Annotated in this window: 10 protein-coding genes and 3 pseudogenes; 7 read left to right on the top strand and 6 right to left on the bottom strand. The window is 69.7% G+C overall.

Annotation, left to right across the window (positions count from 1 at the left end; genetic code table 11):
- The first annotated feature begins 56 nt into the window (after nt 1-56).
- Entirely contained in the window at nt 57-2,567 is a 2,511-nt protein-coding gene (locus tag ACODNG_RS06750) for an extracellular solute-binding protein (RefSeq protein WP_434522947.1), read from the top strand.
- 61 nt (nt 2,568-2,628) lie between these two features.
- On the opposite strand, the pseudogene ACODNG_RS06745 reads toward ACODNG_RS06750, so the two are convergent.
- The 5 genes and pseudogenes from ACODNG_RS06745 to ACODNG_RS06725 all read right to left on the bottom strand — a co-directional run bounded on the left by ACODNG_RS06745 (nt 2,629) and on the right by ACODNG_RS06725 (nt 7,222).
- Nucleotides 2,629-3,124: pseudogene (locus ACODNG_RS06745) on the bottom strand (dihydrofolate reductase).
- A gap of 86 nt (nt 3,125-3,210) precedes the next feature.
- Nucleotides 3,211-4,269 (bottom strand): ornithine cyclodeaminase family protein, encoded by a 1,059-nt coding sequence (locus ACODNG_RS06740; RefSeq protein WP_434522946.1) that lies wholly within the window; start codon nt 4,267-4,269, stop codon nt 3,211-3,213.
- Between the two features lie 203 nt (nt 4,270-4,472).
- The gene (locus ACODNG_RS06735) at nt 4,473-5,852 is read right to left on the bottom strand and encodes an NCS2 family permease (RefSeq protein ID WP_434522945.1); all 1,380 of its coding nucleotides are present in this window, start codon (nt 5,850-5,852) and stop codon (nt 4,473-4,475) included.
- 126 nt (nt 5,853-5,978) lie between these two features.
- A complete protein-coding gene (locus ACODNG_RS06730; protein ID WP_434522944.1) occupies nt 5,979-6,692 on the bottom strand; it encodes a phosphoribosyltransferase family protein in 714 nt (237 codons plus the stop codon).
- A gap of 74 nt (nt 6,693-6,766) precedes the next feature.
- Nucleotides 6,767-7,222 carry a DUF7529 family protein gene (locus ACODNG_RS06725; protein ID WP_434522943.1) on the bottom strand — a complete coding sequence of 152 codons (456 nt, stop codon included), beginning with the start codon at nt 7,220-7,222 and terminating at the stop codon, nt 6,767-6,769.
- Between the two features lie 186 nt (nt 7,223-7,408).
- Between ACODNG_RS06725 and ACODNG_RS06720 the strand changes: the two are divergent.
- The 6 genes and pseudogenes from ACODNG_RS06720 (at nt 7,409) to ACODNG_RS06695 (ending at nt 15,081) form a co-directional block, all read left to right on the top strand.
- Nucleotides 7,409-9,047: pseudogene (locus ACODNG_RS06720) on the top strand (ABC transporter substrate-binding protein).
- Between the two features lie 30 nt (nt 9,048-9,077).
- On the top strand, nt 9,078-10,070 hold the full coding sequence (locus ACODNG_RS06715; protein ID WP_434522942.1) for an ABC transporter permease: 993 nt from the start codon (nt 9,078-9,080) through the stop codon (nt 10,068-10,070).
- A 1-nt stretch (nt 10,071) separates the two neighbouring features.
- Nucleotides 10,072-11,091 carry an ABC transporter permease gene (locus ACODNG_RS06710; protein WP_434522941.1) on the top strand — a complete coding sequence of 340 codons (1,020 nt, stop codon included), beginning with the start codon at nt 10,072-10,074 and terminating at the stop codon, nt 11,089-11,091.
- Complete coding sequence (locus tag ACODNG_RS06705) at nt 11,088-12,449, top strand: ABC transporter ATP-binding protein (protein ID WP_434522940.1); 1,362 nt, start codon at nt 11,088-11,090, stop codon at nt 12,447-12,449. The genes ACODNG_RS06710 and ACODNG_RS06705 overlap by 4 nt, the downstream gene beginning before the upstream one ends.
- Nucleotides 12,446-13,777 (top strand): ABC transporter ATP-binding protein, encoded by a 1,332-nt coding sequence (locus ACODNG_RS06700; protein WP_434522939.1) that lies wholly within the window; start codon nt 12,446-12,448, stop codon nt 13,775-13,777. Before ACODNG_RS06705 ends, ACODNG_RS06700 begins: the two co-directional genes overlap by 4 nt.
- 152 nt (nt 13,778-13,929) lie before the next feature.
- A pseudogene (locus ACODNG_RS06695) lies at nt 13,930-15,081 on the top strand (multicopper oxidase domain-containing protein).
- A gap of 39 nt (nt 15,082-15,120) precedes the next feature.
- Here the strand turns inward: ACODNG_RS06695 and ACODNG_RS06690 are convergent.
- Nucleotides 15,121-15,963 carry a polyprenyl synthetase family protein gene (locus tag ACODNG_RS06690; protein ID WP_434522938.1) on the bottom strand — a complete coding sequence of 281 codons (843 nt, stop codon included), beginning with the start codon at nt 15,961-15,963 and terminating at the stop codon, nt 15,121-15,123.
- Between the last annotated feature and the right edge of the window lie 495 nt (nt 15,964-16,458).

Below are 16,458 nucleotides of genomic sequence, written 5' to 3'. Positions count from 1 at the left end.
CAACAGAGATAATTCGACTCTAGATCTTATGTACCCCCGTGGGCGAGTTGCGACAAATGGACGGCGATGACGCGAGAAACCGGTCCGATCGAGGTCCCGTCGACGGGGACCGTTCGGCGGCATCGACCGACGCGGACGCGACCACCGACGGCGGCGTCGCGTCCGACGAGACGACGGCGGCCTCCCGCGCCAGCGCGGGCGACGACGTTCCCGTCTCGGCGTTCCGCGAGGTCGCGGAACAGTTGGCCGACGGTGACCTCGGGGCGCGGTTCCCGGCCGAGGAGACCGACGGCGAGGCGGCGGCGCTCGCGGCGACGCTCAACGAGTTCGTCGACGGGGTCGCGGAGACGGTGTCCGCGGTCGACGGCTTCGGCGACGAGGTCGCGGGCGCGACCGAACACGTCCGGTCGAACGTCGACCGCGCGAAGGCACAGAGCGACGAGGTGTACGCCGCGGTCGACGACATCGAGGACGCCGCGACCCGCCAGCGCGACGACATCGCGGCCGCGACGAGCGAGCTTCAGACCGTCTCGGCGGCCACCGAGGAGGTCGCCGCCTCCGCGGATCAGGTGGCCGAGACCGCGGCCGGCGTCGCCGAGCGGACCGACGAGGGGACCGACGCCGCGACCGCCGCCATCGAGGAGCTCCGCGTCGTCGACGAACGGACAGCGGAGGCGCTCGACCGCGTCGAGACGCTCGAATCGGAGGTCGCGGCGATCGAGGACGTCACCGACCTGATCCAGGACATCGCCGACGAGACGAACATCCTCGCGCTCAACGCCTCGATCGAGGCGGCCCGCGCGGGCGAGGCCGGCGCCGGCTTCGAGGTGGTCGCGGAGGAGGTCAAGAGCCTCGCGGAGGAAGCCCGGGACGCGACCAGCGAGATCGAGTCGTCGATCCGGTCGGTCCGCGCGGAGACGGACGCGACCGTCGACGAGATGGCCGAGATGCGCGAGCGCGCCGACGAGGGGATAACCACCGCCGAGGAGGCGCTGGAGGCGTTCACCGACCTCGCCGCCGACGTCGAGGAGACGACCAGCGGTGTCGCCGAGATCCGCGACGCCACCGACGACCAGGCGACCTCGATCGAGGCGGTGGTCGACGCGGTCGAGTCGGTCGGCGACCTCGCCGAGGAGACGGCCGCGGACGCGGGCGACGCCACTGCGGTCGCGCACGCCCAGAAGACGTCGCTCGCGGAGGTGGCCGCCGGCGCGTCGACGCTCTCCGACCGGACGGGCACCCTCGACGACGCGCTCGACACGTACGACGCCGACGGCACCGAGGACGACGACGCCGTCGTCCTCGACTTCTGGCACGCGCTCGGCGGGCGCAAGGCGCGGCTCCTCGACGAGTTCGCCGCCGAGTTCGCCGCCGAGACGGACGGGATCGCCGTCCGCCCCGCGTCGAAGGGGAGCTACCGCGGCGTGTTCGAGGCGACGCTCGCGGCGGCGGACCGGGGCGACCCGCCGGCGATCTCCCACCTCTACGAGATCGGGACCCAGCGCGCGCTCGACAGCGGGGCGTTCACGCCCGTCGAGCGCCTCCTCGACGCGGACGCGGGCGGCGTCGCCGGCACCGACGCCGCGAACGGCCCGGGTTCGGACTTCTCCCCGGACGACCTGCTCACGCCCGTCGCCAACTACTACCGGACCGACGGGGTCCTCCACTCGATGCCGTTCAACGCGTCGACGCCCGTGCTGTACTACGACCGCGCGGCGTTCGAGCGCGCCGGGCTGGACCCCGACGACCCGCCGGAGACGTTCGACGAGGTCCGTCGGTGCGCCGAGCAGCTGGTCGAGAGCGGCGCGACCGAGACGGGGATCACGTTCGCGACGTACTCGTGGTTCGTCGAGCAGTGGTTCGCCGAGGCCGGCGAGCCGCTCGTCGACGCCGACAACGGGCGGGGCGGCACGCCGACCGAGAGTCGGTTCGACGGGCCGGTCGGCGAGCGGGTCTACCGCTGGATCGCCGACATGGCGGCCGACGACCTCTACCACGACCCCGGCATCGAGGCCCGCGGGCAGGCCCGCGAGGCGTTCCACGAGGGGCGCGCCGGGATGCTCATCGGCTCCACCTCCGCGATGGTCGACGTCCGGGAGGGCGCCTCCTTCCCGGTCGGGGTCGGCTACTTCCCGGTCGCCGACGAGCGGCACGGCGTCGTCGTCGGCGGCGGGTCGCTGTGGGTCGCGGACGGGGCGTCGACTGCCGAGCAGCGCGCCGCCGCGGCGTTCCTCGGCTGGCTCGCGGCGCCGGAGCAGCAGGCGCGCTGGCACCGCGAGACCGGCTACTTCCCGGTCCACGAGGGCGCGGTCGACCGCCTCGACCGGGACGGCTGGTTCGACGAGAACCCCGGCTACCGCACCGCCGTGAACCAGCTGCTCGACGCCGAGGACACCGTCGCCACGACCGGCGCCCGGATCGGCCCGTTCGACACGGTTCGGACGCTCGTCGCCGAGGCGTCCGTCGACGCCCGCGAACACGGGGTCGACTCCGCGGTCGAACGGCTCGCCGACAGCACCGCCCTCCAGCTCGAACGGTACGCGGAAGAGCGCGCCGACCACTCGTAGGCGTCGCCTCCGATACCGGCGCCGGCCGGGACTCCGGGCGCCGCACCGACTTTCCGGCGGTTCAGCGCTCCCGACGAACCCACTCGCGCAGCGTGAACCGGTCGTACTCCGTCTCAGCCGCGACCTCCCACTCGCTCTCGTCCCACTCGGGGTAGCGCGTGTCGCCCTCGTAGGCGCCGTCGACGTGGCTGAGGACCATCCCGTCGAGGTGCGGCTGGAACAGCTCGTAGATACCGCCGCCGCCGAGGACGTAGACCGTGTCGACGCCGACCTCGTCGGCGGTCTCGCGGGCCAGTTCGATCGCTTCCTCGTCGCCGTTCGCGACCGTCGCGGTCGGCACGTCGACGCCGTCGACGCTCCGGCTCACGACGATCTCGGCGGCTCCCCGGGAGGTTGTCGCGCATCGAGTCGAACGTGCGGCGGCCGAGGATTACCGGCGACCCCGCGACGCGCTCCCGGTACTGCCTGACGTCCGCCTCGATGTGCGGCCACGGCACCTCTCCGTCTCTCCCGATCACCCGATCTTCCGCCACGGCGGCGACGCTGACGAGTTTCACGGTCGGAGTAGGGCGGCGCCGGTGAAAAGTCCGCGCGTCGGGCACCGAACGGAGTCGTCGAGACCGAGCGGACTCGACCCCCGGCTTCAGCCGTCCAGCCCGAGCAGGTCGAACGGGTAGCCGTTGTCGAGCTCGTCGGCGCGCTCGTAGACGACCCGCGCGGCCGCCACGTCCTGGATCGCGAGGCCGGTCGAGTCGAAGACGCTGACGCCGCTCACGCCGTCGGCGTCGGCCGGGGTGCCCGGCGTGCCGGGACGGCCCGCGCGGCGGCCGACGACGATCTCGCCGATCTCGCCGTAGATGTCGTCGTCGGTGAGCGTCCCGGCGGCGTAGGGGACGTTGATCTCGCCGGAGTGGGTGCACTGCTCGTGGTCGTCGATGACGACGGTGGCGTCGAGCAGGAGGTCGTCCGCCAGCTCGTGTTTGCCCGCCGCGTCCGCGCCCATCGCGTTAATGTGCGTGTGCTCGCCCACGTCGTCGGGACCGACGATCGGGGTCTCGACGGGGGTCACCGTCGAGAGCACGTCGCAGTGGCCGGCCTCCGAAATCGAGCCGGCGCGCACGTCGAACCGGCCCTCGAAGGCGTCGACGAAGTCGGCGACGCGCTCCTCGTCGAGGTCGCTCACGACGACCTCCTCGATGTCGCGCACCGCGGCGATGGCTTCGAGCTGCGTGTACGACTGGACGCCGGCGCCGACGATCCCGAGCGAACTCGCGTCGGGGACGGCGAGGTGGTCGGTCGCGACCGCGGCGGCGGCGCCCGTTCGCTTCATCGTCAGCGTCGTCCCGTCGAGGACCGCCAGCGGGAACGCCGTCTCCGGGTCCGAGTAGATCATCGTCCCCATCACGGTCGGCAGGTCGTGGTCGTCGGGGTTGTCGGTGTGGACGTTCACCCACTTGATCCCGGCGGCGTCCCACCCCTCGCCGGTCGCGGTCTCCTCGGCGACATCCTCCTCGCGCACGTCGAGGTAGGCGGGCATCGATCGGAAGTCGCCGTTGTACTCGGGGAGGTCGATGTACGACTTCGCCGGCATCTTCGCGTCGCCGCGCTCGTAGGCCGTGAACGCGCCGCGGACCGCGTCGATCACGCGGTCCATCTCGGCGTTCTCGTCGACGTCGTCCGCGTTGAGGAGCAGCGTCTGCATGCCGCAAAATTCGCCGGCCGTCACTTAGTCCCTTCCGAACTCGCGTCGCGCTCGGCGGTCAACCACCGCGCGAGGTCGAACCACCGCGCCCGGCGATCAACCGCCGCGCGAAGGTCGCCGAGCGTCACCCCGTCGGGCAGTCGGGCGTGATTCGGATTCTTGGTCTGCGTCCCGACGCCTCACGAGCGGCCGTCGCGGCCGCCTCAGAGGATGTAGCCGGCGGTCGAGAGCACGTAGTAGGCCGCGAGCAGCGCCGCGATGAGGTACTGGCCGAGCGCGACCTCGTCACCCTCGCCGACCGCGAGCTTGATGATCGGGTACGCGACGATGCCGGCCGCCAGTCCGTCCGCGATGGAGTAGGCGAACGGCATCAGCGTAACGGTAAGCCCGGCCGAGACGGCCCACGCGGGGTCCTGCCAGTCGACCTCGACGAGCCCCTGAAGCATCATCACGCCGACGACGATCAGCGCGATGAAGGAGGCGTACTCGGGGATCGCGGCGACGACCGGGATCAGGACGAGCGACGCGAGGAAGAGGGCGGCGACGACGAAGGCCGTGAGTCCGGTGCGGCCGCCCTCCTCGACGCCCGCGGACGACTCGATGAACGTCGTCACCGTGGAGGTGCCGACGACGGCGCCGAAGGTGGTGCCGACCGCGTCGGCCATCAGCGGCCTGTCCATGTCGGGGAGGTCGCCGTCTTCGTCGAGGAAGTCGCCGAACTGCGAGACGCCGATGAGCGTCCCGGCGGTGTCGAAGAAGTCGACGAAGAAGAACGTGAACACGATCAGCACGAAGGTGAGCGGGTCGATGTCCGCCAGCCCCTCGACGAACGCGCCCGCCAGCGGCGTGATGTCGTACTGGGCGGTCGGTATCTGGCCCGGGGTGACCGTCCCGCGGGCGAAGACCCCGCCGAAGGTGAGTGCCCACCCGGCGATCGAGGTGGTCGCGATGCCGAGGACGATGGCGCCGGTGACGTTGCGGGCCCACAGCACGAACGTCAACACCAGGCCGAGGACGCCGAGGATCGCCGGCGGGTTCGCGAAGACGTTACCGAGCGTGACGAGCGTGTCGCCGTGGGCGACGACGATCTGAAGCTCCTGAAGCCCGATGAAAAGCAGGAACAGTCCGATGCCGGCGCCGACGGAGCGTTTTACCGGCTCCGGGAACAGCCGGATGACGTACTCGCGCGCGCCGACCGCGGTCAGGATCATGAAGAGGACCCCCTCGACGAAGACGGCGGCGAGCGCCGTCTCCCACGCGACGCCGAGTCCCTCGACGACCGTGTACGCGAAGAAGGCGTTGAGACCGAGTCCGGGCGCCAGCCCGAACGGTCGGTTCGCGTACAGCGCCATCACCGCCGTCGCCACCGCGGCCGAGAGCACGGTCGCGATGGCGATCATCTGGACGACCTCGAAGAACTCGTAACCCGGGATGTCGATGGCCTCGGCCAGGATGAACGGGTTCACGACGATGATGTACGACATCGCGAGGAACGTCGTGAGCCCGGCTATCAGTTCGGTCCGGACGTCCGACCCGTGCGACTCCACGTCGAACCGCGCCGCCAGCGTGTCTGAAAGCCCCATTGAACGCGTGAGTGTTCCCCGGGATCGACTGATAAGCTTTGCTGAACGAGACGAATGATGATCCGTATATGTGGATCGAAACGCCGGATTAATCGGTTTCTCTCCGGAGAGTATGCGCGAACGTGGCTACTCGAACGTCGTCAGCGCGCCGACCGGCGCGTCGGTGATCGCTCGCGCGCGGTCCATCCCCTCGTCGCCGATCGCGATGAGCGTGAACACACCGGTGATGTCGGCGTCGCCCTGGAGGGCGATGTCGAGGAGTAGCTCCTGGGTCTCGCCCGAGCGGATCAGGTCGTCGACGACGAGGACGGTGTCGCCGGCGTCGATCGCGCTCGCGGGGAGGTAGTAGGTGAGTTCGATGCCGGAGGCGAGCCGCTGGCGCGACTCGATGAACTCCTCGACGGCGGTCTCCTTCGACTTCTTGGCGTACGCGAGCCGCGCGTCGAAGAAGGAGGCCATCGCCGCGCCCAGCGTGATCCCGTCGGTCGCGGCCGTCAGGACCACGTCCGGCGACTCGAACTCGAACGTCTCCGCCGCGACCGGCGCCACCAGGTCGAGGAACGACTGGTCGAAGACGACGCCGGAGTTGTCGACGTACCCCTCGTCGTCGAACTCGACGCGCGCGACCAGCTCGTCGGCGAGCGCCTCGCGTCCGACCGACTCGACGACCTCGCTCGCGCGGTCGGTGCCGGGCAGCACGTGGCCGTTCACGTATCGGTTCAGGTCGCCCGCGGGCAGTCCGGTCACCTCCGACAGCTCCTCGTACGTTCGCGTCTCCTTCAGCATCCGCAACACGGCGACCGCCTGTAGCTGGAGGGCCGCCTTCTCTGCGCGATTCATATAGATGATCGCGATCGCACAACTATGAATACGTCGAAGTCACGCGCCGGGAGAAGACCCCACGTGTATGCGTCTCACTCCTCCGGCGCGTCGAAGAACACCGCGGGGTCGTCGATCGCGATCTCGACGCTGTCGCGGTCGTCGAGAGGGCGCAGCCGAACGGTGAGCGACCCCGCCGCCTCGGCGGCCGCGCGCAGCGTGGCGAGGTCGTCGCGCTCGAGGTACGTCGGCACGCAGATCGCCACCTGCGCCGCCTCGTCGGTCGCGACCACCAGCCGGTACGCGACCCCGTCGGCGGCGCCCGCGTACACGTCGACGCCGTCGATCGCGGCCTCGTCGACCGCCGAAAGCGCGGCGTCGAACTCCGACTCCGGCAGCAACACGTCGATCCGGGCGGCGTCCGCGACGGGGTTCACCTGCCCGGGGTGTCCCGCGATAGCGGTCCAGCCGCGCTCTCGGTACGCCGCCGCCGTCGACTCCGCGTCCTCCTCGACCGCTCCCCACCGCGGTCCGGGATCGGGTCCGTTCATGTCGCCCGGCTATCGTCCACGCGCCCGTACATAGGCGTCGGTTTTCGCTCGCGTCGAGCTCTCGTGTCTCTCCGTCGTACACCGAGGATTCGGGGGATTCTCCTGTCAACGCATCGCCAGCAGGCGGTAGCGACAGACCCTGTGTCCGCCGGTAGGTTCATAACGCTCTGTCGTATGGGATCGTCTATGCCTACTGACAACGACGATCACGTCGACAGGCGGACGGTGCTCAAGTACGCTGGAACGGCCGGTGCGGTCGGTCTCGCCGGTTGTTCCGGAAACGGCGGGGACGGCGAGGACGGCGGGAACGGCTCCGACGGCGGGGACGGGTCGGACGGTTCCGACGGCGGAGACGGCGAGGACGGCTCCGACGGGGGCGACGACACCTTCGAACTCGGCGTCACCATGGGTCAGATGGACTCGGGACTCGACCCGCAGGACCACGCCGAGACGAACACGGAGATCATCGTCGGCCAGCTGTACGAGGGCCTGCTCGACCGCGACAAGCAGGGCGGCATCATCGCCGGCCTCGCGAACGAGTGGGAGCGCACCGACGACGGCAGCGTCCGGTTCCTGCTGCGCGACGGTCTCACCTTCCACAACGGCGACGAGGTCACGCCGGAGGACGTCCGGTACAGCATCCGCCGGATCGTCTTCGAGGACGTCGGCATCGCCAGCCCGCAGTCCAACGACCTCGGCTCGGTCTCGGAGGTCACGACCGGCGACGGGCAGGTGACGGTCTCCTTCGAGGGGTACAACCCGATCGCCTTCCAGCTGTTCGCGACGAACGGTCCCGTCATGCAGCAGTCGTGGGTCGAGGAGAACGGCAGCGACTACATCAACCGCAACGCCAACGGCACGGGACCGTTCCGCCTCAGCGAGTACGACTCGGGCAACGAGGTCGTTTACGAGCCGAACGAGGAGTACTGGGACGGCGCGCCCGCGGCCGACGAGCTCACGATGAGCGCCTCCAGCGAGTCGAGCACGCGGGTCAACCAGCTGCTCGCCGAGGAGACCGACATTGTGACGAACGTCCCGCCGAACGAGGTCTCCCGGGTGAACGGCTCCGATGTCGCGACGATCAACTCCGTGGCGAGCGCGCGGATCATCTTCCTTCAGATGCGCTACGACGTGGAGCCGTTCTCCAGCCAGCAGTTCCGGCAGGCCCTGAACCACGCGGTCGACGTCGAGAGCATCATCGAGAACGTGCTCAACGGCTTCGGAAACATCACCGGGCAGCCGACGCTCGAAGGCCACGTCGGCTACAACCCCGACATCGACCCGTACCCGTACGACCCCGACGAGGCCGAGCGACTCGTCGAGGAGTCCGGCCACGCCGGCGTCGAGATCACGCTCGAGACCCCGATCGGACGGTACCTCCGCGACGTCGATATCGCGCAGGCGGCGGCCAGCCAGATCGACTCGCTGTCGAACGTCTCCTGTGAGGTCGAGCAACGCGAGTTCTCCTCGCTCGTTCAGGAGGTCACCGCGCCGGACATCGAGGACCGCCCGCACTTCAACCTCCTCGGCTGGGGGAACGCGGAGTTCGACGGCAGCCAGACCCTGACGCCGCTGCTCTCCTCCGAGGGCGCGCTCACGGTCTTAGAGAACGACGAGATGGACGGACTCCTCGAAGACGCCGAGGCGACCGAGGACTCCGACGAGCGCGTCGACATCCTTCAGGAGGCGAACCAGCTCGCCCACGACCTCGCGCCGTGGGTGTTCATGCGACCAGCAGTTCAGCGTCTACGGCGTCTCGAGCGACATCTCCTGGGAGCCGCGGGCCGACGAGTTCATCGACCCTGACACGGCCACCCAGCAGTAACGCGACCGCCATCTCCCCACACCGTTATTAATGTCATTCGGAAGATTCGCACTCAAAAGAAGCCTCCAAGGAATCGGCGTCGTCTGGGGCGTCGTCACCGTCGTGTTCGCGCTCCGGTTCGTCACGCCCGGCAGCCCGATCAACGCGGTCGCGCCGCTCGACGCGTCACAGGAGACGCGGCAGGCGATCGCCGCCGAGCTGGGACTCGATCAGCCGCTGTACGTCCAGTACGGCCAGTACGTCTTCGACCTGCTGCGGGGCGACATGGGCCAGTCGTACATCAAGGGACAGGAGGTCACGGCGCTCGTGTTCAGCCGCCTGCCCGCGACGGTCGAACTGGCCGTCGCCGCCAGCGTCGTTGCGATCGTCCTCGCGATCCCGCTCGGCGTGATCAGCGCGACCCGCCGCAACGAGCCGGTCGACTACGGCGCGACGCTGCTGTCGCTCGGCGGCATCTCGACGCCGAACTTCTGGCTTGGGATCATGCTCATCCTGATCTTCGCCGTGGAGTTCAACATCTTCAACACCAGCGGCCGCGGGGTCGACGTCGGCGACGTCGCCCTGTCGGTCGTCAACGCCGAGCCGTTCGTCGGGACGCTGTTGACGTGGCTCGCGTACATCACGCTGCCGGCGATCGCCCTCGGTACGTACTTCATGGCGCTTATCACCCGACTGACGCGGTCGGGAATGCTGGACGAACTCAGCAAAGGCTACGTTCAGGCCGCGCGGGCCAAGGGGCTTCCTCGGACCCTGATCCGGTACAAACACGCGCTCCGGAACACGCTCATCCCCGTGATCACCGTCCTCGGTCTCCAGCTCGGGACGCTGATCGGCGGCGCCGTCATCACCGAGGCGGTGTTCTCGTGGCCCGGACTCGGCACGCTGGTCATCGAGAGCATCAACCAGCGCGACTGGCCGGCGCTTCAGGGGAGCCTCATCGTCATCGGGACGAGCTTCGTGCTCGTCAACATCCTCGTCGACGTGGTGTACGCCTACCTCGACCCGGAGGTGGTGAACGACTAACATGGTTTCTTCACGTGTCATACGCAATCTCAAAAAGGAGTTCAGACAGAGTGGGCTCGCGAAGCTCGGGCTGGCGCTGGTGGTCCTCATCACCTTGACTGCCGTGTTCGCCCCCTTCGTCGCGCCCCACAATCCGACCGACCAACAGCTCGATCAGAGCGAGCTGCCGCCGATCGGCTTCTCGGAGACGACAGAGCGGACCTCCTCGCAGATGGTCGACGGCGAGATCCAGACGGTCACCGAGGAGGTCGAGATCACGGCGGATCCCGACCACGTCTTCGGCACCGACGGACTCGGCCGCGACATGTTCTCGCGGGTGGTGTACGGCGCCCGAACGTCGCTGGTGGTCGGCGTGCTCGGCACCGTCTTGGCGGCATCGATCGGCGTGCCGGTCGGCCTGCTCGCCGGCTACCACCGCGGGCGCGTCGACGACGCCCTGATGCGGATCGCGGACGTGAGCCTCGCGTTCCCCTCGCTCGTGTTAGCGGTCGCGCTGATCGGGCTGTGGGGTCGCGCGGCGGTCGACGTCCCCGACCCATTCGTCGTCGCCGGGCTGGCTTCGGAGATGCCGGAGAGCTTCGTGTTGCCGATAACGGTGGTGATCGTCGTCGGTCTCGTCAACTGGGTGTGGTTCGCTCGCGTCGCCCGCGGGGAGGCGCTCTCTTTGCGCGGGCAGGAGTACGTGAAGGCGTCGCGCGCGCTCGGCGCCGACGACAACACGATCATCCTCCGGCATATCCTCCCGAACGCGATCACTCCGATCATCGTCCTCGGGACGGTGCAGGTGGCGGCGATCATCCTCCTCGAGAGCTCGCTGTCGTTCCTCGGCTTCTCGGGGACGACGCTGTCGTGGGGCTTCGACATCGCGCAGGGGCGCGACTACGTCTCCTCCGGCCAGTGGTGGATCGCCTCGATCCCCGGTCTCGCGATCATGCTGTCGGTGATCGGGATCAACCTGCTCGGCGACTGGCTACGCGACGCCTTGGACCCCGGCATCGAGGGTGAAGGGGGTGCCGCATGAGCGACGCCGAGCGGACGGTCGCCGGCGAGTCGGCGGAGAGCGAATCCGCCGCGGCGACCGACGGCGGCGCGAGCGACGCCGCCGCGACCGATACCCGCGCGGCCGGCGACGCGGCCCCGAGCGGGACGCCCGCGGTCGACGACGTGCTGTCGGTTCGCGACCTCTCGACTCGGTTCTTTACCGAGGAGGGGCAGATCAACGCGGTGGAGTCGGTGTCGTTCGACCTCCGGGAAGACGAGATCCTCGGCGTCGTCGGCGAGTCCGGCTCCGGCAAGTCGGTGACGGCGCTGTCGCTCGTCGACCTCGTCGAGACGCCCGGCCGGATCACCGCCGGCGAGGTGTGGTACCGCGACGCCGACCTCGCCGACGAGTTCCGCGACACGGACGCGGTGCGGGTCGACGGCGACCACGTCGACCTCCGGACCGTGCCGCCGAGCGTCCGCCGGTCGCTGCGCGGTCCCTCGTTCAGCGTCATCTTCCAGGACCCGATGAGCAGCTTCAACCCCTCGATCACGGTCGGCGAGCAGATCGCCGAGGCGGTCGAGGTGCAGCGCCGGGCGCGGGCGAACCCCCGTTCGACGCGCTCGCGGACGCAGGGGTACGGGCTGGGGCAGTACCTGCTCGACGGGATCGTTCCCGGCCGCGACTACACCAGCGAGGAGAGCATGGAACGGGCCGTCGAACTGCTCGGACAGGTCGGGATCCCCGACCCCGAGGAGCGCGTCGACGAGTACCCCGGTCAGTTCTCCGGCGGGATGCTCCAGCGCGCGATGATCGCACAGGCGCTCGCCGGCGAGCCGGACGTGTTGATCGCCGACGAGCCGACGACCGCGCTCGACGTGACGATTCAGGCGCAGATCCTGAGCCTGCTGAAGGAGATCCAAGCCGAGCGCGGCATGAGCATCGTGCTCATCACCCACGATCTCGGCGTGATCGCGGAGATGTGCAACCGCGTCTGCGTGATGTACGCGGGCGAAATCGTCGAGCGCGGCACGCTCGAATCGGTGTTCGAGGACACCGTCCACCCGTACACGCGGGGGTTACTCGGCTCGATCCCCGACGTGGACGACCCGCGGGCGCGGCTCGAACCGATCGCGGGCAACGTCCCGAGCTTGATCGACGCCGAGATGGGCGACCGGTGTTACTTCGCGGACCGGTGTCCGAAGGCGATGGAGACGTGTCTCGACAAACCCGCGGAGCTGACGGTCGACGCCGATTCCGACCACGGCGCCAAGTGCGTCCTCGCGGCCCGCGAGTACGACCCGGCCGACGCGCTCTCGGACGACCACTTCGGCGAGGGCGGCGACGCCGCCGACCCCGACAACGCGGCCGCGGCCGACGGGGGTGACGGCGAGTGAGCGACCCGCTGCTCTCCGTCGACGGGCTGAAGAAGTACTACGCGGACGACCAGTCGCTTGTCGACCGCCTGCTCGGACAGGAGTCGGAGAGCGTGAAGGCAGTCGACGGCGTCTCCTTCGACGTGCGAGAGGGCGAGACGCTGGGGCTGGTCGGCGAGTCGGGCTGCGGGAAGTCGACGACGGGCGAGACGGTGTTGCGACTGCGGGAACCGACCGCCGGCGAGGTCACCTTCGACGGGACGGATGTCCGCGCGATGACCGACCGCGATCTGACGGAGTTCCGGCAGCGCGCCCAGATCGTGTTCCAAGACCCGTTCTCCAGTCTCGACCCGCGGATGACAACCGGCGACATCGTCGCCGAGGGGCTTCGGATCCACGACCTCCCTCGGAGCGACCCGAACGTCGAGACGGTCGCCGACGTGACCGTCGAGGACCCCTCCCTCGACGCCGGAAACGTCGAGGTTCGCGTCGACGACGACGTCGATCGCGTCGTCGACCCAGAGCAGGGTGTCGCGCGGGTCGCCGTCACCGTCCGCGAGGGCGAGGAGGGCGTCGTCGCCGCCCTCGACCGTCAGGGCGATCTGCTCGCAACGACCGTCGAGACGACCGGAGACGGCGTCGTCGTGAGGGTCTCCGTCGACGCCTCCGACCGGGAGATCCGCCGGGATCGCGCCGGGAGACTGCTGGAGCGAGTCGGACTCTCGGCCGACCAGCTCGACCGGTACCCCCACGAGTTCTCGGGCGGGCAGCGCCAGCGGATCGGGATCGCCCGGGCGCTCGCCTTGGACCCCGACTTCGTCGTCCTCGACGAGCCGGTGTCCGCGCTCGACGTGAGCGTTCAGGCGCAGATCCTCAACCTGCTCGAAGACCTCCAGGAGGAGTTCGGGCTGACGTTCCTCTTCATCGCGCACAACCTCGGCGTGGTCCGGCACGTCTGCGACCGCGTCGCGGTGATGTACCTCGGTGAGATCGTCGAGATCGGCCCGGTCGAGGAGATCTTCGACGACCCCGCGCACCCGTACACGAAGGCGCTGTTATCGAGCGTCCCGCGGGCGACCACGGAGGCGCGCGACGAGGAGTTCGAGACGCTCCGCGGCGACGTGCCCTCGCCGCGGAACCCGCCCGCCGGCTGTCGGTTCCACACCCGCTGTCCGGAGGCGCGCGCGGCCTGCCGGGAGTCGGCGCCGCCGGCGTACGATGTCGGCGACGGTCGGACGGCGACCTGCTTCCGGTCGGACGACGACCACGCGTACTGGGACAGCGAGCCGATCGGCGAGAACGCGGCCGCGGAGGAAACGGCCGATATCGGCGAGCCGGCGGACGACTGAGCGAACCCCGGTCGACCGCGCTGACCGGTCACCGAGACCGTCTCCGCGACCGCTGATTCTTTTATATACTGCCACCCGAACTGGTTCGTCAGTCGTACCTTGAACCGAGAAGCCGCGCCCCGGTTATTCCTCCCCGTCTCCTCGCTTGAGACATGACGCACGGTGACTCCGGTTCCGACGGCGGGTTCGCGCGACGATCGATCCTTCAGGCCGCGGGCCTCTCGGGCGTCGCCGGGCTGGCGGGCTGTCTGAGCGAGGCGGCCACCACCGCCTCGGCCGGCGACGGCGCGGCGCAGACCGGCGACGACGAGCCCGCGCTCCCCGAGACGGGGTCGCCGGAGGTCGTCGACCTCGACGAGCGCGGCCGCGAGGTGACGCTGCGGTCGGTCCACGCCCGGCACGCGGCCCACCCCGAGAGCTCGCTGGGCGGGCCGGTCGAGATGCCGGTGACGTGGGCGTTCCAGGCGGACGACGGGACGCCGAGCGTGCCCGGGCCGGTTCTCCGGGCGACCGAGGGCGACGACCTGTCGATCACCCTCGACAACACCGACGGGGAGATGCCCCACACGCTCCACTTCCACGGCGTCTCGAAGTCGTGGAAGGACGACGGCGTCCCGTCGACGACGGGGGTCACCGTGATGCCCGGCGAGACGCACACCTATCGAGATCGGCGCCGACGTGCCCGGCACCCACCTCTACCACTGCCACTTCAACACCCCGATGCACATGGACATGGGGATGTACGGGATCCTCCGTATCGACCCCGAGGGGTACGAGGAGGCCGACGTCGAGCAGTTCATGACGCTGAAGGACTGGGACACGCGGCTCTCCCGGTCGTACGGCGGCGAGGACGCGACCTACGACGTTCAGAACCGCCGCCCGGACGCGTTCACTATCAACGGGCGGGTCGCGCCGTACACGTTCAACCCGGACCACGGCTCGCCGATCGTCGTTAGTCAGGGCGACACGGTGCGGCTCCACCTGGTCAACGCCGGGTTCATGTCGCACCCGATCGCACACGCACAACCACCGGTTCCGCACGGTCGAGAAGGACGGCGCCGAGTACCCCGAGGTGATCGCAGCTCCCGGAAGACGTGGTGAACGTCGCGCCCGCGGAGCGGTACACCGTGGAGTTCGAGGCGGACGCCGACCCCGGCATCTACCCGCTACACTGCCACAAGGTCGACCACGTCCAGAACGGCGGCGTCTACCCCGGCGGCATGCTCTCCGCCATCGTCTACGAGGGGGCGATGGGAACGGACGTATTCGCGGACCTCATGGAGAAGGCGGGCTACGAACTCTGAGGCCCGAATAAAACGGACTGCGGAACTCCTTCTCTCCGCTTACCGCTCGCGCACGACGACGAACTCCGCGAGGTCGCGGAGGTACTCGATCGCCTCGGTCTCCGGGGGGTCGGCGTCGTCGAGGGCGGCCAGCGCGCGATCGGACTCCGCCCGGGCGCGCTCGTTGATCTCCTCGGGCGACAGCGACGTGACTTGGAGGACCGAGGGGCGGTCCATCTCGGCGTCCTGCCCGGTCGGCTTGCCGAGGTCGTCGGCGTCGGCGGTGGCGTCCAGCACGTCGTCGCGCATCTGGAAGGCGACGCCGACGCGCTCGGCGTACTCGCCGAACGAGTCGATCGCGTGCGGTTCCGCCCCGCCCGCGACCGCGCCCAGCTCGGCGGCGGCGCGGAACAGCGCGCCCGTCTTCCGGCGCGCCAGCTCCATGTACTCCGCCTCGTTGGTCGGCCGCGCCGCGAGTTCCGTCGCCTCGCCCTCGCCGAGCTCGACCATCGCCTCGGCGACGGTGCGCATCGCGCGGGGGTCCGTCGAGAACAGCGCGAACGCCTCGCCCAGCAGGCCGTCGCTGGCGATGATCGCCGGGCCGTAGCCGAACTCCGCCCAGGCGGCGGCGGTGCCGCGGCGGACCTCGGAGCGGTCGATGATGTCGTCGATCACGAGCGAGGCGTTGTGGACGAACTCGATGCCGGCCGCGAAGTCGACCGCTGCCTCGGGGTCGCCGTCGAACGCCTCGCAGGCGAGGACGGTCACCGCGGGGCGGACGCGCTTGCCGCCCGCGAGGACGACGTGACCGACCTCGTCGGACAGCTCGTCGGGCTCGACGTCGTCGATGACCGACTCGATGCGGTCTTCGACCAGCCCGACCCGACGCTCCAGGTACTCCATCTACCGCACGGAGGGTCCCGGCGCGCAAAGGCCTAACGGAACGCCCTGCGAACGCCGGATTCGACGGACGGCGACGACGCCACTCTCCTCTCATTACTGCGGCGGCGCGTGCCGACGAGCGCCCGACAGGGCGCGAGTCGCACGCGCGAGGGAGTCGCGGCCGCTTAAAAGCGGCCGCGACGAGGCTGGGGAGGCGCGAGGTGCGGTTGCTGTGCGGTCCGGGGCGGGGACTCAAAGGGGCAGTCGGCTCCGGGAAGACGGCCGAAGTAAGCAGCGTGGCGCTACGCGCCACGGGTAGCCGGCGGCTCTGCCGCCGGCGACACCGCAGCGAACGGAGTGAGCGAGGAGCACAACGAGGCCCCCGACCGGAGCCGACTGGGGCTTTGGCGGTGTTCGCCGTCGATCCGTCGTCATCTATTTATAAGCGAGCGGCTGGAACTTTGGCGGTGTTCGCCGCGGATCCGCAGCCAGTCATTTATAAGCGATCGACCACCG

It is taken from the genome of Halorubrum sp. AS12, from assembly GCF_051122765.1.
Taxonomy (GTDB): Archaea; Halobacteriota; Halobacteria; order Halobacteriales; family Haloferacaceae; genus Halorubrum; species Halorubrum trapanicum.
Note: the sequence above shows the minus strand (reverse complement) of the source record. Positions and strands in the feature narration are given on the sequence as shown.